The organism is Methylobrevis pamukkalensis (genome assembly GCF_001720135.1).
Lineage (GTDB): Bacteria > Pseudomonadota > Alphaproteobacteria > Rhizobiales > Pleomorphomonadaceae > Methylobrevis > Methylobrevis pamukkalensis.
Genome location: NZ_MCRJ01000045.1, coordinates 1 through 19,051 on the forward strand (window position 1 = coordinate 1; position 19,051 = coordinate 19,051).

The following is a 19,051-nucleotide window of genomic DNA, read 5'->3' on the forward strand; positions in this document are numbered from 1 at the left end:
TTCAGATCTCCCCGGGGCTTCCGCTCCGGGGCCTTTTGCTTTTTTGGAAAAAGCCTAAGTGCTTTGACGTGACAACATCGGATCGGTTGGCACAACCGCGGACCAAGTTTGTTGAATATGATTTCATCGAGAAAATGGTGGGCGCGACAGGGGATTGAACCTGTGACCCCTCCCGTGTGAAGGGAGTGCTCTCCCGCTGAGCTACGCGCCCGATCGAGGCCCGCAGGCCGATCGTGGGGCGATATAAGGGAGGGCCGGGCGCCAAGTCAAGCGGCCGGAGAGGGCGGTTCACGCTTTCGCGTCGAGTTTGTCGGCGAGCGCGGGGGAAAGAGCGGCGAGCGCCGGCAGCAGGTCGTCAAAATGGTCGATCACGACGTCGGCGCCGAGTTCGCTGACGTGGATGTCGGTGTAGCCGAAGGTCACGGCCACCACCTTCACGCCGGCCGCGCGGGCGGCGTCGATGTCGGCCGCCGAATCGCCGACCATGATGGTCGTCGCCGGATCGCCGCCGGCCGCCTCGATGGTGCCGAGGATGTGCTGCGGGTCGGGCTTGCGCACCGGAAAGGTGTCGCCGCCGCAGATCACCACGAAGCGTTCCAGGATCTCCAGCTTCTCGAACAGTTCGATCGCCAGCACCTCGCGCTTGTTGGTGCAGACGGCGAGGCGCACGTCGGCGGCCGTCAGCCGGTCGAGGGCGTCCATGGCACCGGGGAAGGGGCGGGTGTGCTCGGCGACGTGGCGGATATACTGGTCGATGAAACGCTCGGTCAGACGGTCGAGCAGGCGGACTTCCGCCTCAACGCCGGCGGCGCCCAGCGCGGCGCTGACCATCGCCCGGCCGCCCTTGCCGACGGTGGCGCGATAGGTCACCGGGTCGATCGGCGGCAGGCCTTCCTCGGCCATGACGCGGTTGACGGCGCCGATCAGATCGGAGGCGGTGTCGAGGAGGGTTCCGTCGAGGTCGAAGATGACGAGCGGCTGGGTCATGTCTCTCGATAGCCGGACGGCGGTGCCGCCGCAAGTTCGCGTGGGTCTCAACCTATACGCCGCACGAGGTCCTGCAGTTCACCGAGATGGGCGAGGACGTGGAAGCGCGCCTCGTCCGTCGGTGCCTCGGCGTGTTCGAGGCCCCAGCTGAGCTGGTGGGGCACATGGACGCCGTGGCCACCGGCTTCGATCGCCGGAATCACGTCGGATTTCAGCGAATTGCCGACCATCATCGACCGCGCGGGCCCGTCGCCGTGGCGCTCGAAGATCCGGCGGTAGACGTCCGGCGTCTTGTCGGAGACGATCTCCACCGCGTCGAAATAGTCGCCGAGTCCGGACTGGGCCAGCTTGCGCTCCTGGTCGAACAGGTCGCCCTTGGTGACGAGCACGATGCGGAAGGCGGCGGAGATCTCGGCGAGCGTCTCGTGGACATGCGGCAGGGTCTCGACCGGATGCTCGGACATCGCCCGGCCGTAGCTCATGATCTCGGCGATGGTGGCGGCCGGCACCCGGCCCTCGGTGATCTCGATCGCGGTCTCGATCATCGACAGGACGAAGCCCTTGATGCCGTAGCCGTAGAACTGGATGTTGCGGCGCTCGGTGTCGAGCAGGCGGGAGGCGATGGTCTCCGCCTCGGCATGCTCGGCCAGCAGGTCGGCAAAGCGCGCCTCCGTCATCTTGAAGAAATGCTCGTTCTGCCAGAGCGTGTCGTCGGCATCGAAGCCGATGGTGGTGAGGGCGGGCTGCGGCATGGCGGGCTCACGTGAGGGGCGGCATGTCCGGCAGGGACCGGACGGCGCGCAGGGCGTCATCCCCGATGCTTAGCGCACCGCGGCGGCCCGCGGAAAGTCTCGACGCGAATGTCGTCCCGCTTTGCCGCGTCGTGCCGCCATGCTAATCAGCCGACCGACACCGGGCGCGCTGGCGCCCGCCCCAGCCCGATCCGGAGAACCGCCGTCCCCATGTCTGCCGATGCCCTGAAGCGCGAGGCGCCGCCATGGCCCTCGGGTTCGTCGAGAGCGGAATGCGGCTCGGTCTTGGCACCGGGTCCACGGCCTCCTGGTTCGTGCGCCTGCTTGCCGAGAAGGTGGAGGCCGGCCTCGACGTCGTCGGCGTGCCGACCTCGGAGGCGACGGCCGCGCTCGCCCGCGAACTCGGCGTGAAACTGACGACGCTGGAGGAGGTCGACGGCCTCGACCTCACCGTCGACGGCGCCGACGAATTCGATCCGGCGCTCAACCTCGTCAAGGGCGGCGGCGGCGCGCTGCTGCGCGAGAAGATCGTGGCGGCGGATTCGGCGCGGATGATCGTGGTTGCCGACGAAAGCAAGCGGGTGGCGGCGCTCGGCGCCTTTCCGCTGCCGATCGAGGTGGTGACCTTCGGCAGCGGCGCGACGCTGCGGGCGATCACCGGAACCGCCCGGGATCTGGGTCTCACCGGTTCGCTCGTGTTCCGGCAGGCCAAGGATGGATCGCGTTTCGTGACCGATCAGGGCAACTGGATCGTCGATGCATCATTTCGCCAGATTTCCGCCCCAGAAGCGCTGGCACCCGCGCTCGCCGCCATTCCCGGCGTCGTGGAACACGGCTTGTTTGTCGGACTGGCTTCCTGCGTGATCCTGGCCGGGCGGGAGGGTGTCGAGCGGATCGACGCCCCGTCGGCCGTGGACGCCTGAGCAGTCCGACGCGAATTCACCATGCCGGACAAGGCTGTCCGACATGCTTCCCAATCCTCGCAACGGGGGGCCGTGCACGCGATGCCCGGTCACGTTCGCGAGATCGGCTGCGGCGTCCCGGGGTGCGGGCGCCGGGCCGATGGCTCCGGAGGACCTGATGACCTTTGTGAACACCATCCGCGGCCGTCTCGGCCTTCTGGCCATGGCGGCGGCCCTCGGCCTGGCGAGCGCCACTCTTCCCCTGGCGGCGCAGGAATTCTCCGAGTCGCATCTGGAAGCGGCCCGCGAGGCAATCGAGGCGGCCCATGCCTCCGAACAGTTCGACCGGATCCTGCCGGTGGTCGCCGATCAGGCGAAGGCCCTGTTCCAGCGCTCCAACCCCGGTGCGGTGCAGGACATCGACATCGTCGTCAGCGAGGTCGCGCTCGAACTCGCAGCGCGCCGTCCGGCGCTGCAGAAGGAACTGGAAGAGCTCTGGGCGGCTCGCCTCAGCGAGCAGGAGCTGAAGGACATCACGGCCTTCTACACCTCGCCCACGGGCCAGAAGTTCGGCCAGATCATGCCGGCCATCATCCAGGACAGCGTCCGCGCCGCCGGCATCTGGCGCGACGGGCTCTCCACTGAGATCGTGACGCGCTCGCGCGAGGAACTGCGCAAGCGCGGCCACAACTTCTGAGCCGCCGGGTCGACCTTCGGGCTAAAGGCTGACCGCGACGATCGACATGGGGCAGGGCACGGGCATGACGGATTTCGACTATGACCTGTTCGTGATCGGCGGCGGCTCGGGCGGCGTGCGCGCGGCTCGGATTGCCTCCGGCTACGGGGCGCGGGTTGCACTCGCCGAGGACTACCGGGTCGGCGGCACCTGCGTGATCCGCGGCTGCGTGCCGAAGAAGCTGCTGGTCTACGCCTCGCGCTTTCCCGACGAGTTCGTCGATGCCGGCGGCTTCGGCTGGGACGTGGCGCCGGCGTCCTTCGACTGGGCGAAGCTGATTGCCGCCAAGGACCGGGAGATCGACCGCCTCGAGCAGGCCTATGCGACCAACCTCGAGCGGGCGAAGGTCGAGATCTTCCGCGCCCGGGCCGAGATCGACGGGCCGAACACGATCCGGCTGTCGGACGGGCGCCGCGTCACCGCCGGCAAGATCCTGATCGCCACCGGCGGTCGGCCGTTCGTGCCCGATTTTCCCGGCCGCGAGCATGTGGTCACCTCCAACGAGGTGTTCGATCTTGCCGACCTGCCGAATCGGGTGGTGGTGATCGGCGGCGGCTACATCGCCGTCGAGTTCGCGGGCATCTTCAACGGCCTCGGCGCGACGACCGTGCAGCTTTACCGCGGCGACCAGATCCTGCGCGGCTTCGACCGGGAGATAGCCGCGACGCTGCAGGCGGACATGATCGCGCGCGGCGTGGACATCCGCACCTGCACCGATGTCGCCTCGGTCGAGAAGACCCCGGACGGGCTCCGGCTGACCACCACCGCCGGCGACGTGATCGAGACCGACCTGGTGATGGCGGCGACGGGGCGGGTGCCGAATGTCGCCGGTCTTGGCCTCGAGGCCCTCGGCGTTGCGACGATGCCCAACGGCGCGATCGTCGTCGACGAGCATTCGCGCACCTGCGTGCCGGGCGTGTTCGCGGTCGGCGACGTGACGGACCGGGTCAGCCTGACGCCGGTGGCGATCCGCGAGGGTCATGCCTTCGCCGACACCGAGTTCGGCGGCAAGGACGTGGTCGTTGACCATGCGCTGATCCCGACCGCCGTGTTCTCCACCCCGGAGCTCGGCACCGTGGGACTGACGCAGGAGGATGCCTGCGAGCAGTATCCGCACGTCGATGTCTACCGGGCGAAGTTCCGGCCGATGCGCAACACGCTGTCGGGCCGCGACGAGCGGGTTCTGATGAAGATCCTCGTCGATGCCGAGACCGACAAGGTTCTGGGCGTCCATCTCCTCGGACCGGACAGCGGCGAATTCGCCCAGCTTGTCGGCATCGTCATCGGCATGGGCGGCACCAAGGCCGACTTCGACCGGACGATGGCGGTGCATCCGACCGCGACCGAGGAACTCGTCACCATGCGCACGCCTTCCGAGCAGCTTCGCCGCGACTGACGCCGGCGACGGCATGGGCGGGACGCGAACCTGTGGACTTCGGGCGGCGGTGGTTGACGCCGCGCCCCTTTGGCGGCGATGTCCTGTCCATGGCCCTGCACATCATCAAGCTCTGCGTCGGCGCGGATTCGGTCGAGGACCTGCAGTCCTGGATCGACGACCGCATGGCCGACCGCCGGGCATCCGGTCGGCCGATCGAACAGATCCACACGACACGGATGTTTCCCCGGCGCACCGACGAGGTGCTGGACGGCGGCTCGCTCTACTGGGTGATCAAGGGCGTGGTGCAGGTGCGCCAGCGCATTGCCGACCTTCGGCCGGTCAAGGGCGCCGACGGCATCGACCGCTGCGACATCGTGCTGGACCCGGTGCTGGTGCGCACCGCGCCGCAGCCGCGGCGGCCCTTCCAGGGCTGGCGCTATCTTCAGGAGAAGGACGCCCCGCGCGACCTGCGCACGGCCGAAGGCGCCGAGGGCATTCCCGCCGAGATGCGGCAGGAGCTGCTCGAACTCGGGCTGATCTGAGCGGATCGGAGGGCAGGGCGCGATGACCGGTCTCGTCGGCTACATCGGCTATGGCTCGCTGGTGAACCGGGCCACGCTGCGCACCGATTTCGTCGATCTCGTTCCCTGCCGCCTCAGGGGCTGGCGGCGCGGCTGGCGCCACCGCATCCTGCGCACGTCCGGCCATACGCAGACCGTGCTGACGGCGGTGCCGGATGCCGTGGCGGAGATCGATGCCGTGATCGTGGTCGACCGGCTGGAGAACCTGCCGCTGGTCGATGCCCGGGAGCGGGGATACGACCGCCTGCCGGTTGCCGCCGACAAGGTGACCGTGGGCGGTCCGATTCCGTCCGGGCTCGATCTTCACGTCTATGTGTCCAAGGCACCGTGGACCGGTCCGCCCGCAGACAGCCACCCGATCCCGCTGTCCTATGTGGATGCGGTCGCGGGCGGCTATCGGGCAGTGTTCGGAGAGGAGGGGCTGGCCGGCTTCTTCACGTCCACCATCGGCTGGGACGTGCCGATGCTGGACGATCGGGCGACGCCGACCTATCCCCGCGCCGTGGCTCGCGACCCCGCCCTGGAGGCAATGGTCGATGCGGCCATCGCGGCGCGGCGGCTCAGCTGAAGCGGACGCTGGTCCGGATGCCGACGTCGGGGGTCTTTTCCTCGTCGTAGTTGGACTTGGCGATCTCCCAGCCGAAACGGAGCGGATTGCCGGTCGAGGCCCAGATGGCGGCATCGTCCAGCTTGAGCGCCAGCATCGTCAGGTTGGGATCGTCCTTGCCGCCTTCGAACCAGGCCGCAATGACGTTGTTCCAGTGCTTGTCGATCTGCGCCGGGTCATGGCGCAACTCCAGCCGGCCGGAGAGGCAGGCGTGGTAGTCGTGATCCTCGCCGATCACGCAGAAATGGGCGTGGGCGCCGGCGCGACGTGACGGGCAAGGTCGGTGTCCTTGCGGGTGTAGAACCAGATCGTACCGGTTTCGGGCTCGGGGATCGGCGCCATCGGCTGCATGTGCATGCCCGATCCTTCGATCCCGAGCATGCCGGCCGAGACCTCCTCGATCTGCTTCCAGAGCTGATGGGCGGGATTCTCGCGGGCTTCGGTAAGACTGACCATCTCCGGTCTCCTTGCTGTTGATCGTCCTCCAACAACGGATGCCGTCCACCTATGTTCCGGCCGCAGGTCGGCCCCGCAGCGTCGCCCGGGCGACGGTTTCGCACGTGGCAAAGCGGGAACCTTGCGTGTATAAGGCGGGCACTTCGATACAAGATCCCCCCGGCGGCGCGGCGAGCGGGCTGCCGGACCAGAAGAGAAGCCGAGCCATGACCACCGCCTGGAAGCCCGATACCTGGAGATCCCTCCCGATCGAACAGGTTCCCCAGTATCCCGACGCCGCGGAACTCGCGGCCGTGGAGGCCCGGCTCGCCTCCTATCCGCCGCTGGTGTTTGCCGGCGAGGCGCGCGCGCTGAAGGCGCATCTGGCCGACGTGGCCGAGGGCCGCGCCTTCCTTCTCCAGGGCGGCGACTGCGCCGAGAGCTTCGCCGAGCATGGCGCGGACAACATCCGCGACTTCTTCCGCGTCTTCCTGCAGATGGCGGTGGTGCTGACCTATGCCGCGGCCAAGCCCGTGGTGAAGGTCGGTCGCATTGCCGGCCAGTTCGCCAAGCCCCGCTCCTCCAACATGGAGCGCGTGGGCGATGTCGAGCTGCCGTCCTACCGCGGCGACATCATCAACGGCATCGAGTTCACGCCCGAGGCGCGCATTCCCGATCCGAACCGGATGGAGATGGCCTACCGCCAGTCGGCGGCGACGCTGAACCTCTTGCGCGCCTTCGCGCAGGGCGGCTACGCCAATCTCGACAACGTCCACAAGTGGATGCTCGGCTTCGTGTCCGACAGCCCGCAGGCGCATCGCTACCAGGAGATCGCCGACCGGATCTCGGAGTCGCTGAACTTCATGCGCGCCTGCGGCATCGATCCGCAGAAGCATCCGGAGCTGCGCTCGACCGACATCTACACCAGCCACGAGGCGCTGCTGCTCGGCTACGAGCAGGCGATGACGCGCATCGATTCCACCAGCGGCGACTGGTACACGACCTCGGGCCACATGATCTGGATCGGTGACCGCACCCGCCAGCCTGACCATGGCCACGTGGAATACTGCCGCGGCATCAAGAACCCGATCGGCCTCAAGTGCGGCCCGACGACCACGCCGGACGGCCTCTTGCGCCTGATCGACCAGCTGAACCCGGCCAACGAGCCGGGCCGGCTGACGCTGATCGGCCGCTTCGGCGCGGGCAAGGTATTCGACCACCTGCCGGCACTGGTGCGAGCGGTCAAGCGCGAGGGCCGCAGCGTCGTGTGGTCCTGTGACCCGATGCATGGCAACACCACGACGATGGCCGGCTACAAGACCCGTCCGTTCGACCGCATCCTCGGCGAGGTGGAGGCCTTCTTCGAGGTCCACCGCGCGGAAGGCACGATCGCCGGCGGCATCCACATCGAGATGACCGGCAAGAACGTGACCGAGTGCACCGGCGGCGCCAAGGCGATCACCGCCGAGGATCTGCACGACCGCTACCACACGCACTGCGACCCGCGCCTCAACGCCGACCAGGCGATCGAACTCGCCTTCCTCGTCGCCGAGAACCTGAAGAAGGAGCGCGACGACGCCAACAGCCAGCGCCTGGCGATGGCCGTCAACGGCTGATCTGCGGGGGCGACAGAGGCTGAAACGAATTGCGGCGCGGAGGGTGACCTCCGCGCCGCTTTTTCATGTCCGCCGTCTTCAGCTGCCGAGGGTCAGCTCGACGCCTCCACGACCTTCTTGTCGCCGGTCCGCCACAGCGAGTAGCCGATGCCGGCGGCGAGGATGGCGAAGGTGATGCCGAGCGACCATTCGGCCGGGAACTTCTGCCAGCCGAGCAGATCGGCAACGAAGATCTTCGAGCCGATGAACACCAGCAGGATCGCCAGCGCCTGCTTCAGGTAGGCGAAGCGGTGCAGCACGGCCGAGAGCGCGAAGTAGAGGGCGCGCAGGCCGAGGATCGCGAAGATGTTCGAGGTGTAGACGATGTAGGGGTCGGTGGTGAGCGCGAAGATCGCCGGCACCGAGTCGACCGCGAAGATCACGTCCGCGACTTCGATGAGCACCAGGGCGAGGAACAGCGGCGTCATCATCCGCACCATGCGGCCGTTCGCATCCGGCGCCTTCACGAAGAACTTCTCGCCGTGGAGCTGCTCGGTCACGTTGAAGCGCCGCTTCATGAAGCGCAGCAGCGGGTTCTTGGAAAGATCGGTCTCCTCATGGCCCGCGAACAGCATCTTGACGCCGGTCAGGATCAGGAAGGCCGCGAAGATGTAGAGCACCCACGAATATTCGGCGACGAGGGTCGCGCCGATGCCGATCATCAGGGCGCGCAGCACGATCACGCCGAGAATGCCCCAGAACAGGACGCGGTGCTGATAGGCGCGGGGAATGGCGAGGAAGCCGAAGATCATCGCGATGACGAAGATGTTGTCCATCGCCAGGCTTTTCTCGACCACGAAGCCTGTGATGTATTCGATGCCCGACTGCTCGCCGAGCTGCCACCAGACGAAGCCGCCGAAGGCAAGGCCGAGGGTGATGTAGAAGGCGGACAGCAGCAGGCTCTGCCGCACGCCGATCTCCTTGGATCCGCGATTGAGCACACCGAGATCGAGGGCCAGAAGGCCGGCGACGAGCGACAGGAAGACGGCCCACATCCACAGGGGCTGGCCGAGGAACAGGTCTGACAGGAATTCCATGGTTCTCCTCCGGGTGGAGGTGAACCGCGATGCGAAGACCGGCGCGCGAGACGCACGTCAGACAGCCGGGCCATGGCATCGGGGTTCACCCGATACGGTCCGACATCGCAACGTCATGTGCCAGAGGGGCCCGGTCCGTAACGCTGAAATGGGAGCGCCCTCGCGGCCTTCAAGATCCATCCGACGGACTGATGCCGATTTTTTCGCAGGGAGATTGCAGAAGCGTCGCGGCGACGGCTCCGGCCAATCCGGCGTTGCACCATGGGCGGCGCGCGGGCAGACTGCCGGGCATCATCCCGCCTTGCCGAGTCGTCACACCACACCATCGGATCCATGCCCGCTCCCCGCACCGAACTCCGCATCGCCCTCGGCCAGCTCAATCCGACGCTCGGCGACATCGACGGCAACCTGGCGCTTGCCCGCAAGGCACGGGCGACGGCCGCCGCCGAGGGTGCCGACCTGCTCGTGCTCACCGAACTGTTCATCTCGGGCTATTCGCCGGAGGATCTCGCGCTGCGGCCGGCCTTCCAGGCCGCCTGTCGCCGGGCAATCGAGGCGCTGGCCGCGGACACCGCCGACGGCGGCCCCGGCGTGCTGATCGGCACGCCGTGGTTCGAGGACGACAAGCTGACCAACACGGTCGCGCTGCTTGACGGCGGGCGGATCGAGGCCGTGCGCCACAAGGTCGACCTGCCGAACTACGGCGTCTTCGACGAGAAGCGGGTGTTCGACGTCGGGCCGCTGCCGGGTCCGGTCTCGTTCCGGGGCGTGCGCATCGGCGTGCCGATCTGCGAGGACATCTGGGGCGAGGAAGTGGTCGAGTGCCTGCTGGAGACGGGGGCCGAGATCCTGATCGTGCCGAACGGCTCGCCCTACATCCGCGACAAGCACGACGTCCGCCTGCAGATCGCGGTTGCCCGGGTGATCGAGAGCGAACTGCCGCTCATCTACGTCAACCAGGTGGGCGGACAGGACGAGCTGGTGTTCGACGGCGCGAGCTTCGGCCTCGATGCCGACCGCTCGCTCGCCTTCCTGATGCCCGCCTTCGAAGAAGCCGTCACCACGGTGACCTATCGGCGTGGCGAGGACGGGGTCTGGTCCGGCAAGGGCGGCGCGTTCACGCCGCCGCCGCCGGCCGACGAGGCCAACTGGCTGGCCTGCGTCACCGGCCTGCGCGACTATGTGCAGAAGAACGGATTTCCCGGCGTCGTGCTCGGCCTGTCCGGCGGGCTCGACAGCGCACTCTGCGCGGTGATGGCGGTCGATGCGCTGGGGGCGGACCGGGTTCACTGCGTGATGATGCCGTCGCGCTTCACCTCCGCGGAAAGCCTCGAGGATGCGGCTGCCTGCGCCGCGCTGCTCGGCGTGCGCTACGATGTCGTGCCGATCGACGGCGTCGTGGACGGCTTTGCCGCGGCGCTCGGCGATCTTTTCGCCGGCACCGAACCGGGCGTCACCGAGGAAAATCTCCAGTCACGCGCCCGCGGCACGCTGCTGATGGCGATGTCCAACAAGTTCGGCGCGATGCTGCTGACCACGGGCAACAAGTCGGAGGTCTCGGTCGGCTACGCCACGCTCTACGGCGACATGAACGGCGGCTTCAACCCGATCAAGGACCTCTACAAGACCGAGGTGCGGCGCCTGGCGCGCTGGCGCAACGCCGAGCGTCCGTCGCAGGTGCTGGGTCCGGCGGGCGAGGTGGTGCCGCAGCGGGTGATCGACAAGGCGCCGAGCGCGGAACTGCGGGCCGACCAGACCGACGCGGACAGCCTGCCGCCCTACGAGGTGCTGGACGCGATCCTCGAGGGCCTTGTGGAGGAGGAGATGTCGGTGACCGAGATCATCCGCCGCGGCCACGACGCGGAGATCGTGCGGCAGATCGAGAACATGCTCTATGCCGCCGAGCACAAGCGCCGTCAGGCGGCGCCCGGCACCAAGATCACCGAGAAGAACTTCGGCCGCGACCGCCGCTATCCGATCACCAACCGGTTCCGGGATCACGGGTAAGGGGGAGCGGCGGAGGAGATGGCGCCGATCCCGTCGTCTGCCGCGCCTCGTCCCATTGCCGCCGCGTCGTCACCGGGCTAGATCGAAGACATGACCGTCACCGTCCGTTTCGCTCCCTCTCCGACCGGCCACATCCACATCGGAAATGCCCGGACCGCGCTGTTCAACTGGCTGTTCTCGCGCGCGAAGGGCGGCCGGTTCGTGCTGCGCTACGACGACACCGACCGCGAGCGTTCGCGGCCCGAGTTTGCCGAGGCGATCGCCGAGGATCTGACCTGGCTCGGCATCCGCCCCGACGACGTGATCCGCCAGTCCGAGCGGCTCGACCGCTACGAGGCCGCCAAGGCGACGCTGGTGGCAGAGGGGCTGCTCTATCCCTGCTACGAATCGGCCGACGAGCTTGATCTGAAGCGCCGCCGCCAGCGGCTGCGCAACCTGCCGCCGGTCTATGACCGCGCCGCGCTGGCGCTGAGCGACGACGACAAGGCAAGGCTGGAGGCCGAGGGCCGGCGGCCGCACTGGCGGTTCAAGCTGCCGGGCGACGCCACCAGCCGCGATCCGGACGACGCCCGCCACGTGCGCTGGACCGACCTCTGCAAGGGGCCGATGGTGGTGGATCTGGCGTCGCTGTCCGATCCGGTGCTGGTGCGCGAGGACGGCAGCTTCCTCTACACGCTGCCCTCGATCGTCGACGACATCGACATGGGCGTGACCCACGTGATCCGCGGCGAGGACCATGTGACCAACACCGGCGTGCAGATCGCGATCTTCCGCGCCTTGGGCGGCACCGTGCCGGGCTTCGGCCACCACAACCTGCTCACCGACGCGCTCGGCGAGGGGCTGTCCAAGCGCAAGGGCGCGCTGTCGATCCGCAGCCTGCGGGCCGAGGGAATCGAACCGCAGGCGGTGGCCGCGCTCGCCGTCCGGCTCGGCACGTCGGAGCCCGCCGAACCGGTGCGCGACATCGACGATCTGGCGACCAGCTTCGACCTCGCCGCGACCTCCCGGTCGGCCGCAAAATTCGACGAGGCCGATCTCAGGGCGCTCACGCCCGGGTCGTCCGCGACATGCCGTTCGAAACGGCAGGGCCGCGGATGGCGGCGATCGGCGTACCGCCGCGGCCGGAGATCTGGGCGGCGCTGTCGGGCAATCTCGAACGTTTTTCCGATCTTGCCGACTGGTGGGGTGTCGTCACCGGCCCGGCCGAGCGGATCGCGGCCGTCGACGACGAGGCGTTTCTTGCCCGTGCGGCCGAACTGCTCCCGGACGATCCGTTCGACGGCGGCACCTGGCGGACGTGGACGCAAGCGCTGGCGAAAGACAGCGGGCGCAAGGGCAAGGCCCTGTTCCTGCCGCTGCGCCTCGCGCTCACGGGCCGTGTTCACGGCCCCGAACTCGCGGGCCTGCTGCCGCTCATGGGCCGGGCGGAAGTTCTCGCCCGTCTGGCGCCGGCGGCAGGCTGACATCCGGTTCCCCGTCCCTGCGGCGGCCGATCGAGGCGGTGACGTCGGTCAGCGCCGACACGCTCGGTGTCGGCAGGGCTGAAACCCGACGCAGGTTCATTCCCGCCCTCCGACAGCGCCGCCACGGCCTGTGCGGCCGCATCGACCCTGGCGATCTGCTGGGCCGATCCGACCGGTTCGCAGGTCGGGTCGAAGCGCTTGCGATAGGCAAAGGCGCGGGGCAGGTCGCGGTAGCGCTGGCCACTGGCCAGCGACACCGCCGCGCCGCTGTCCTCGCCGGGATTGTGGTGGACGTAGAGGCTGAAGTCGTCGCCATTGGCGCGGCAGGCGGCCTCGTCGCGGGCAAAGCCGGAGGCGCGGGTCGCAAAGCTCAACGGGAAGTAATAGCCGTCGCAGCTGCGGACGCAGAGGGTGCGGTAGGAGCCGCCGGAAAAGCCGGCGATGCGCGCGGTCGAGCGGCGTTGGTCCAGCAGCGGCTTGAGGCGGGCGGCGCGGCCGTCCTGCGCCGGTCGCAGTTCGGTGAGCGGCGTGCGCAGTTCGGCCGGCGGCGCGGTCCGGATCGGCATAGGCCGTCACCTGCTCGGCGGGGTCGCGGTCGCAGCCGGCGCGGCGGTATTCGGCCGACACCTGCTCGCGCAGGGCCGAGCCGCCGCTGGGCGCATGGCGATCACGCTGGCGGACCAGCGAGGCGAGGTTGCGGCGCATCTTGTCGACGGTCGGCATCAGCACCTCGCAGCGCGGATCGGCGCCGCGGCCGAACATGCCGCCCTCGCAGTTGCCCCGGCGCACCTGCCGCTCGGCACCGTCGAGCGCGGTCTGCTGGCGACGGACCAGCTCGTCGAAACGGGCATATTTGCGCGGATTGCCCGCGGAGGCGCCGCGATCGAGATTGCGCAGCGACCGTTCCAGCTTCGCGCACAGGCTGGCTGCATCCGCGGCGGCCGGAACGGCGGCAACGGCGAAGGCAACGAGAATCAAGGCGGCAAGGCGGCGGACGTGGTTCATGCGGTGTTCCGGCGGTGTGTCGGGCCCAATCCGTCACGACAGGGCGATGAAATCAACCGGACTCGGCGGCCGGCGTTCATCTTTCGTCAACCATGGTGAACGACGGCGGCAATCTCGGGGCAGCGTCCGCCGGATCAGCCGGGGATGCCGCGAATGCCGGAGATTTCCCGAAGAATTTCCGCAAAGCGAACGCAGGCCGGTTCGAGCGCACCGCTGTTGTCGACGACGTGGACGTCCGAACCGAGGCTTTCGGCAGGAATGCTGCGGGTCAGGCGCGCGCGGATGTCGGCCTCGGTCTCCCGCCCGCGCCCGGCGAGGCGCCGGGCCAGTTCCTCGGGCGTTGCGGTGACCAGCACGACCGCCACGCGCGGATAGGCGCGGCGAAACTGCCCCAGCGCCGACCGGCTGCCGTTGGCGACCAGGGTGCGACCACGGCCGATCTCGGCGCGGGTGGCGGCGGGGATGCCGTAGCTCAGCCCGTGGGCCGACCACCAGACGGCGAATCGACCGGCCGTGGCGCAGCGGGAAAACTCAGGCTCCGTCATGCAGTCGTGCGCCTCGCCGCCGGCATCTGGCGCGCGGGTGATCACCCGGCGCACGAAGCCGATGTCGGCGCAGTCCCGGAAGCGGATCGCGGCCGCGTCGATCAGCGTGTCCTTGCCGGCGCCGCTCGGACCGACAACGACGATCATGGTTCCGGGCTTCGGTCCCGAGGGCGCACCGTCGTCCGGCCTCACGACACCCTCCGCCCCTCGCGCCAGACGCCGCGCACGACCGGGACGTCGCCGGGCTGGCGTTGAACCCGCACGAGATCGGCGCGCAGGCCCAGCTCGATCCGGCCGCGATCGTCGAGCCCGACGGTGCGGGCCGGCGCGGCCGTGACCATGACGATGGCCGAGGGCAGGTCGATCCCGTCGATGTCGTCGGCCAGCAGGAACGGCGCGTGAATCATGCTGAAGGGCACGTAGTCGGAGGAGATCACGTCGAGATGCCCGCGTTCGGCAAGATCCCGCGCGGCAATGTTGCCGGAGTGCGAGCGGCCGCGGACGATGTTGGGCGCGCCCATCAGCACGCTCATGCCGGCCTCGTGGCTGGCGCGGGCGGCCTCGAGACTGGTCGGAAACTCGGCCAGATGCACGCCGAAGCCGATGGCCTCGTCGACATGGGCGAGCGTCGCGTCGTCGTGGGAGGCGAGCGTGATGCCGCGCTGCCGGCAGATCGCCGCGATCTCGCTGCGATGTTGAGCCGAATAGCGCGCGGAGGCCTCCAGCCGGCGGTCGATGAAGGCGGCAAAGGCTGCGTCGTCGAGGCCGCGCTTGGTCTTGTAGTAGTAGGTGTACTGTTCCATCGTCTGGAACTGGCGCTGCCCCGGCGCATGATCCATCAGCGAAGCGAGACGCACCTGCGGGTCCGCCTCGAACACGCCGAAATGGTCCATCACGTCGGCGGAGGACACTTCGCAGCGCAGGTGGATCAGGTGCTCGGCGCGCAGGCGCTGCTCGCGGCCGGCCCGGGCCAGCGCGTCGGCCATCGACCGCATCACGCCGAGATCGTAGCCGCCATCCTCGCCCGAGCCCATGCGCAGGCAGTCGAAGACGGTGGTGATTCCCGAGGCGATGATCTGGGCGTCATGGGCCTGGATCGCGGCCATCATGTTCCAGTAGACGCCGGGGCGCGGGGAATAGTGCGTCTCGAGATGGTCGGTGTGGAGTTCGACGAGGCCGGGGATCAGATAGTCGCCGCCGAAATCCTCACCGTGGGCCACCGTACCCGGCGAGATGTCGGCGATCCGCCCGTCCCGGATCTTCAGGCTGCCGGAGACGATCTCGTCGGCAAGGACGATGCGGGCGTTGGTGAAGACGGTCTCGGGAGCCATGGCGTCCGTGCGCTGGTGGAGGGACCCATGGTGTGCCCCGAAGCGGCGGCGGAAAAAAGACGAAAAGTGCGTGGGGGAGGCGTCCGGCGTGTTTGTCGTGACGTGAGAGCCCCGACCGGTCAGCGCTGGTTGATACTGCCGACGGCGAGCGAGCGGTTGTCGCTGATCATGTCCCAGGCGGTGGCCTGCGCCGTCGACTGGCGCTTGACGTAGTGGTAGTCGGTCTCCGACCAGGGATGGATGTCGTCGGTCTTGTTGTCGAGGATCAGGTCGCCGCGATCGGTGCGCACGGTCAGCACCGCGTGGCCGTCACCGACCTCGTCGCGGACGACGGTGATCAGCAGCGAGCTTTCCGGCCAGCCGGCCGCCATCAGCCGCTTGCGCTTCAGCAGCACGTAGTCCTCGCAGTCGCCGCGGCCGTTCGGAAAGGACCAGCGCTCGACGACGCCGAAGACCTCCATGTCGGTGGCCGGCGCGACCTCGATGTTGACCTGCGTGTTGACGGAAACGAGCGTCGCCATCGTCCGGTGGGTCAGTTTGACCACCAGATTGGCGCGGTCGAAGCGGCCGCATTCACCGGGATTGTCCTGGCAGAAGTTGACGTAGCCCACCGGGGGAGACGTCGGTCCGAGGATTTCCATTCCGTCCTTGGCGCTGGCACTGCCGCTCTGCTGCATGAAAGCTGCGGCCGCAACAAGTAGAACGGATACGATGCTCGGGATCGAACGCTTCATCTCTTGTGTCTCCCTGTCCATGTTGGAAAGGTGACACCGCCAATTTGAATTGAAGTGAAATCGTCGAAGTAAAGTCTAGGCGTATTGGAAAGGAAATCGCAAGGAAAGTTCAACGCCGTGTTAGGATTAATTATTGTTGCCAGCCAAAGCGACGGCAGCAATAGAAAATTAATACATTAATCTCTTGTTTACAACAGTTTCCATGTCGTGTCGCCGGTGTCGCATCGCGGCGCCGCCGGTCATGGCTTTGGCCACGGACGACGCGCCGGAGACGGGGCGTGGACGGGGCTGGTGAGGTTTTGTAAGGAGAGATGTCGCGTTCGTTGCCGCGATGACGGGCCGGGCAGGGCTTCAGGGTCACGGTTCGCGGCCGGCGGTGCGGCCGCAAACGTCGGCCATGGCCCTCCGCGAGCGGCGCAGGGTCCGCCGATCACGAAGCCGTGATCGCATTTTTCCCGGCAATTTTTCTGAAAAATGATCCCGGGCGGGGATATGGCAGCTGCGGATGGCGCGCTGTGCGGGTGTTTCCCGATCCGCGGGCCGATGCGGGCGACGGAAAAGCCGGGTCGTCGGAAGGTCGGGGCGGAACTCGTCGCCCTTCACACCTGTCCGGCGGAGTGTGGCGCGCGTGGCCGGCGAAGCCGGGCCCTGCTGCGAGCCGCGAACGCAGCGCGACGCGAACGCCGGACGGCGCAGGCCGTACGGGCCTGACCGCCCTGTCGGGGACGAGGGCCGATCAGCAGATGTTGTTGGTGATCATTTCCGCCGACTGCACGGAGGAAAACTCCAGTGCGAGGCCGTCATCGAAGTGGCGGATGATGCGGGCGCGCATGCGGCCGAGGGTCACCGCCGATCCGAGCGGCGGGCGCACGTCGACTGTCACCGCCGCGCCGGACAGCGACACGTCGATGATGCGGCAACGGTATTCCTGGCCGTCGGGCAGGGTGATCTGGCTGTAGGGATTCTTGGGGAGGATGCGCTCGTGGCGACGATCCTCGGGCAGATTGAGCTCGTGGCGGTTGGCAAGCCAGGTGAGCTGGTTGGCAAGCTTCTCGCGCTTGCGGGCCGTCGCGTTGATCGTCATCGCGAAACCGCCCTCGATGTGGCGGGCGATCTCGCCTTCGATGCGGCCGATGTGGTCGAGATAGGCGATCACGCGCTCGCCGGTGCGGCCGGTGACGGGGGACATCAGCGCCACGCCGCCCGGCGACATGTTGAGCACCTGGCAGGGATACTCGTTGCGGTTCGGCAGCATGAAGCGGCCGAGGACGCTGACGTTGACGCGCTGGAAACGGCGACGCTCGGGTTTCAGGACCCGGCGTTCGGCAATCGACCGCATTGGCTGAGCTGCGTGCATGCCCCGACGCCACCCTCGTTGGACAACCGGACTTATATCAGAAATCCGGTTACATGCCCTGACGGTAGGCGACCTTGGTTAAGAACCGGTAATTCCGGCCGTTCGAATGCGCGATACGCTGCATTTCCAGCAACGCCCGCAGAAACCGATTGCGGGTGGACAGGTGCGCGCTCGCCGGATCATCTGGTCGAGAGCGTTTCGTCCGCGATCCGCGGTCTGATGCGCGTGAGGTCCGGCGTCCGGAATGACGCAATCACGAAAGGAGATCCGCAAGGCATGACGACGATCTATGGCATCCGCAATTGCGACACGATGAAGAAGGCGCGGACCTGGCTCGACGGGCAGGGCGTTGCCCATGACTTCCACGACTACAAGGTCGCGGGCATCGACCGGGCTCATCTGGAGCGCTGGGACGCGGCCGTCGGCTGGGAGCGGCTTCTCAACCGCGCCGGCACGACCTTTCGCAAGCTCCCGGAGGCGGACAAGAGCGGGATCGACCGGGACAAGGCGTTTGCGCTGATGCTGGCCCAGCCGTCGCTGATCAAGCGGCCGGTGCTCGAACACGGCGGGAAGATCGAGGTCGGCTTCAAGCCGGAGATCTACGACGGCCTGTTCGCGCGGGGCTGAACGCCTTTTGACACACGAAGGAGACGGCGATGACGGCGAAGGGTGGACAGATCCGGATCGGGGTCGGCGGCTGGGTCTTCGAGCCCTGGCGCGGCAACTTCTATCCGGACGGCCTCGCGCAGAAGCGCGAGCTTTCCTATGCCGCCGAGCGCCTGACATCGATCGAGATCAACGGCACCTATTACGGCTCGCAGAAGCCGGCGAGCTTCGTGAAGTGGCATGACGAGACGCCGGACGGCTTCGTCTTTGCGCTCAAGGGGCCGCGGTTCACCACGAATCGGCGCGTTCTGGCCGAGGCGGGCGAGTCGATCGAACGGTTCCTGGCCAGCGGCATTCTGGAACTCAAGGACAAGCTGGGGCCGATCAACTGGCAGTTCATGGCCACGAAGACATTCGATCCGGACGATTTTGCCGCGTTTCTGGCGCTGCTGCTGAAGGAGCGGGGCGGGCGGATGCTCCGCCATGCCGTGGAGGTGCGGCACGACAGCTTCCGGACGCCGGCGTTCGTCGAACTGTGCCGCAGCCACGAGGTGGCGATCATCGCCGGCGCGGACGGTGAGTTTCCGCTGATCGCCGACGTGACGGCGCCCTTCGTCTACGCCCGGATCATGGGCACACGCGAGGACGAGCCGGACGGCTATGCGGCGGCGGACCTCGACCTCTGGGCAAGACGCGCCCGGCAATGGGCAAGCGGGGCGGCCGCCGAAGGCCTGCCGCTCATCGGCGAGCCCGCGACGGCGGAGCCGCGCGACGTGTTTCTCCATGTCATCAGCGGCGCCAAGGTGCGAAATCCGGCGGCGGCGATGGCGCTGATGAAGCGAGTCCGGTGAGGGGAGTGGCGTCTGTCCCGTCTGATCAGCAAGGACATTTGCCACGCGGGCTTTCCCTCGTCCTTCGAGACAGGCGCGTTGC

17 protein-coding genes, 1 tRNA gene and 3 pseudogenes are annotated in these 19,051 nt (G+C 67.9%); 11 read left to right on the plus strand and 10 right to left on the minus strand.

What is annotated here, in order from left to right; genetic code table 11:
• Positions 1-135: 135 nt before the first annotated feature.
• The 3 genes from A6302_RS09195 to A6302_RS09205 form a co-directional block, all read right to left on the minus strand.
• A tRNA-Val gene (locus tag A6302_RS09195) sits at positions 136-211 on the minus strand.
• 77 nt (positions 212-288) lie between these two features.
• On the minus strand, positions 289-987 hold the full coding sequence (locus tag A6302_RS09200) for an HAD-IA family hydrolase (RefSeq protein ID WP_069306795.1): 699 nt from the start codon (positions 985-987) through the stop codon (positions 289-291).
• Between the two features lie 47 nt (positions 988-1,034).
• A complete protein-coding gene (locus tag A6302_RS09205; RefSeq protein ID WP_069306796.1) occupies positions 1,035-1,739 on the minus strand; it encodes an HAD family hydrolase in 705 nt (234 codons plus the stop codon).
• A gap of 210 nt (positions 1,740-1,949) precedes the next feature.
• Between A6302_RS09205 and rpiA the strand changes: the two are divergent.
• The 5 genes and pseudogenes from rpiA (at position 1,950) to A6302_RS09230 (ending at position 5,904) form a co-directional block, all read left to right on the plus strand.
• Positions 1,950-2,662, plus strand: a pseudogene (gene rpiA / locus A6302_RS09210) (ribose-5-phosphate isomerase RpiA).
• A 157-nt stretch (positions 2,663-2,819) separates the two neighbouring features.
• Positions 2,820-3,338, plus strand: a complete 519-nt coding sequence (locus A6302_RS09215) for a DUF2059 domain-containing protein (RefSeq protein ID WP_069306798.1) — start codon at positions 2,820-2,822, stop codon at positions 3,336-3,338.
• Positions 3,339-3,402: 64 nt separating this feature from the next.
• Positions 3,403-4,773 (plus strand): glutathione-disulfide reductase, encoded by a 1,371-nt coding sequence (gene gor, locus A6302_RS09220; protein WP_069306821.1) that lies wholly within the window; start codon positions 3,403-3,405, stop codon positions 4,771-4,773.
• A gap of 89 nt (positions 4,774-4,862) precedes the next feature.
• Positions 4,863-5,297 (plus strand): DUF1489 family protein, encoded by a 435-nt coding sequence (locus tag A6302_RS09225; RefSeq protein ID WP_069306799.1) that lies wholly within the window; start codon positions 4,863-4,865, stop codon positions 5,295-5,297.
• Between the two features lie 22 nt (positions 5,298-5,319).
• The gene (locus A6302_RS09230; protein WP_069306800.1) at positions 5,320-5,904 is read left to right on the plus strand and encodes a hypothetical protein; all 585 of its coding nucleotides are present in this window, start codon (positions 5,320-5,322) and stop codon (positions 5,902-5,904) included.
• Here A6302_RS09230 and A6302_RS09235 read toward each other — a convergent pair.
• A pseudogene (locus tag A6302_RS09235) lies at positions 5,897-6,399 on the minus strand (pyridoxamine 5'-phosphate oxidase family protein). The gene A6302_RS09230 and the pseudogene A6302_RS09235 sit on opposite strands and share 8 nt — an antisense overlap.
• Before the next feature lie 206 nt (positions 6,400-6,605).
• Between A6302_RS09235 and A6302_RS09240 the strand changes: the two are divergent.
• On the plus strand, positions 6,606-7,994 hold the full coding sequence (locus A6302_RS09240) for a class II 3-deoxy-7-phosphoheptulonate synthase (protein WP_069306801.1): 1,389 nt from the start codon (positions 6,606-6,608) through the stop codon (positions 7,992-7,994).
• 92 nt (positions 7,995-8,086) lie between these two features.
• On the opposite strand, the gene A6302_RS09245 is transcribed toward A6302_RS09240, so the two are convergent.
• Positions 8,087-9,070 carry a TerC family protein gene (locus tag A6302_RS09245; protein ID WP_069306802.1) on the minus strand — a complete coding sequence of 328 codons (984 nt, stop codon included), beginning with the start codon at positions 9,068-9,070 and terminating at the stop codon, positions 8,087-8,089.
• Positions 9,071-9,394: 324 nt separating this feature from the next.
• Between A6302_RS09245 and A6302_RS09250 the strand changes: the two genes are divergently transcribed.
• Both A6302_RS09250 and gltX read left to right on the plus strand, forming a co-directional pair.
• Complete coding sequence (locus A6302_RS09250; protein WP_425349144.1) at positions 9,395-11,077, plus strand: NAD+ synthase; 1,683 nt, start codon at positions 9,395-9,397, stop codon at positions 11,075-11,077.
• 90 nt (positions 11,078-11,167) lie between these two features.
• Positions 11,168-12,540: pseudogene (gltX, locus tag A6302_RS09255) on the plus strand (glutamate--tRNA ligase).
• Here gltX and A6302_RS09260 read toward each other — a convergent pair.
• Positions 12,459-13,106 carry a DUF2865 domain-containing protein gene (locus A6302_RS09260; protein ID WP_069306804.1) on the minus strand — a complete coding sequence of 216 codons (648 nt, stop codon included), beginning with the start codon at positions 13,104-13,106 and terminating at the stop codon, positions 12,459-12,461. The pseudogene gltX and the gene A6302_RS09260 sit on opposite strands and share 82 nt — an antisense overlap.
• Positions 13,107-13,200: 94 nt before the next feature.
• Here A6302_RS09260 and A6302_RS09265 point away from each other — a divergent pair, with 94 nt between their 5' ends.
• Complete coding sequence (locus A6302_RS09265) at positions 13,201-13,644, plus strand: hypothetical protein (protein WP_069306805.1); 444 nt, start codon at positions 13,201-13,203, stop codon at positions 13,642-13,644.
• A gap of 35 nt (positions 13,645-13,679) precedes the next feature.
• On the opposite strand, the gene phnN is transcribed toward A6302_RS09265, so the two are convergent.
• From phnN to A6302_RS09285, 4 genes are all read right to left on the minus strand, one after another.
• The gene (gene phnN, locus A6302_RS09270; protein WP_141703598.1) at positions 13,680-14,237 is read right to left on the minus strand and encodes a phosphonate metabolism protein/1,5-bisphosphokinase (PRPP-forming) PhnN; all 558 of its coding nucleotides are present in this window, start codon (positions 14,235-14,237) and stop codon (positions 13,680-13,682) included.
• A 41-nt stretch (positions 14,238-14,278) separates the two neighbouring features.
• A complete protein-coding gene (locus A6302_RS09275; protein WP_069306807.1) occupies positions 14,279-15,421 on the minus strand; it encodes an alpha-D-ribose 1-methylphosphonate 5-triphosphate diphosphatase in 1,143 nt (380 codons plus the stop codon).
• A gap of 119 nt (positions 15,422-15,540) precedes the next feature.
• Entirely contained in the window at positions 15,541-16,155 is a 615-nt protein-coding gene (locus A6302_RS09280) for a transglutaminase-like cysteine peptidase (protein ID WP_069306808.1), read from the minus strand.
• Between the two features lie 736 nt (positions 16,156-16,891).
• Entirely contained in the window at positions 16,892-17,494 is a 603-nt protein-coding gene (locus A6302_RS09285; protein WP_069306809.1) for a PilZ domain-containing protein, read from the minus strand.
• A gap of 294 nt (positions 17,495-17,788) precedes the next feature.
• Between A6302_RS09285 and A6302_RS09290 the strand changes: the two genes are divergently transcribed.
• Both A6302_RS09290 and A6302_RS09295 read left to right on the plus strand, forming a co-directional pair.
• Positions 17,789-18,139: an ArsC family reductase gene (locus tag A6302_RS09290; protein ID WP_069306810.1), complete on the plus strand. Its 351-nt coding sequence runs from the start codon at positions 17,789-17,791 to the stop codon at positions 18,137-18,139.
• 29 nt (positions 18,140-18,168) lie between these two features.
• Complete coding sequence (locus A6302_RS09295) at positions 18,169-18,969, plus strand: DUF72 domain-containing protein (protein ID WP_069306811.1); 801 nt, start codon at positions 18,169-18,171, stop codon at positions 18,967-18,969.
• The last annotated feature ends 82 nt before the right edge of the window (positions 18,970-19,051 follow it).

What these genes read in the sequence shown, in the direction of transcription:
- A6302_RS09200 (WP_069306795.1), bottom strand. Translation starts at nt 987, where the DNA reads ATGACCCAGCCGCTCGTCATCTTCGACCTCGACGGAACCCTCCTCGAC.
- A6302_RS09205 (WP_069306796.1), bottom strand. Translation starts at nt 1,739, where the DNA reads ATGCCGCAGCCCGCCCTCACCACCATCGGCTTCGATGCCGACGACACG.
- A6302_RS09215 (WP_069306798.1), top strand. Translation starts at nt 2,820, where the DNA reads ATGACCTTTGTGAACACCATCCGCGGCCGTCTCGGCCTTCTGGCCATG.
- gor (WP_069306821.1), top strand. Translation starts at nt 3,403, where the DNA reads ATGACGGATTTCGACTATGACCTGTTCGTGATCGGCGGCGGCTCGGGC.
- A6302_RS09225 (WP_069306799.1), top strand. Translation starts at nt 4,863, where the DNA reads ATGGCCCTGCACATCATCAAGCTCTGCGTCGGCGCGGATTCGGTCGAG.
- A6302_RS09230 (WP_069306800.1), top strand. Translation starts at nt 5,320, where the DNA reads ATGACCGGTCTCGTCGGCTACATCGGCTATGGCTCGCTGGTGAACCGG.
- A6302_RS09240 (WP_069306801.1), top strand. Translation starts at nt 6,606, where the DNA reads ATGACCACCGCCTGGAAGCCCGATACCTGGAGATCCCTCCCGATCGAA.
- A6302_RS09245 (WP_069306802.1), bottom strand. Translation starts at nt 9,070, where the DNA reads ATGGAATTCCTGTCAGACCTGTTCCTCGGCCAGCCCCTGTGGATGTGG.
- A6302_RS09260 (WP_069306804.1), bottom strand. Translation starts at nt 13,106, where the DNA reads ATGCCGATCCGGACCGCGCCGCCGGCCGAACTGCGCACGCCGCTCACC.
- A6302_RS09265 (WP_069306805.1), top strand. Translation starts at nt 13,201, where the DNA reads ATGGCGATCACGCTGGCGGACCAGCGAGGCGAGGTTGCGGCGCATCTT.
- phnN (WP_141703598.1), bottom strand. Translation starts at nt 14,237, where the DNA reads ATGATCGTCGTTGTCGGTCCGAGCGGCGCCGGCAAGGACACGCTGATC.
- A6302_RS09275 (WP_069306807.1), bottom strand. Translation starts at nt 15,421, where the DNA reads ATGGCTCCCGAGACCGTCTTCACCAACGCCCGCATCGTCCTTGCCGAC.
- A6302_RS09280 (WP_069306808.1), bottom strand. Translation starts at nt 16,155, where the DNA reads ATGAAGCGTTCGATCCCGAGCATCGTATCCGTTCTACTTGTTGCGGCC.
- A6302_RS09285 (WP_069306809.1), bottom strand. Translation starts at nt 17,494, where the DNA reads ATGCGGTCGATTGCCGAACGCCGGGTCCTGAAACCCGAGCGTCGCCGT.
- A6302_RS09290 (WP_069306810.1), top strand. Translation starts at nt 17,789, where the DNA reads ATGACGACGATCTATGGCATCCGCAATTGCGACACGATGAAGAAGGCG.
- A6302_RS09295 (WP_069306811.1), top strand. Translation starts at nt 18,169, where the DNA reads ATGACGGCGAAGGGTGGACAGATCCGGATCGGGGTCGGCGGCTGGGTC.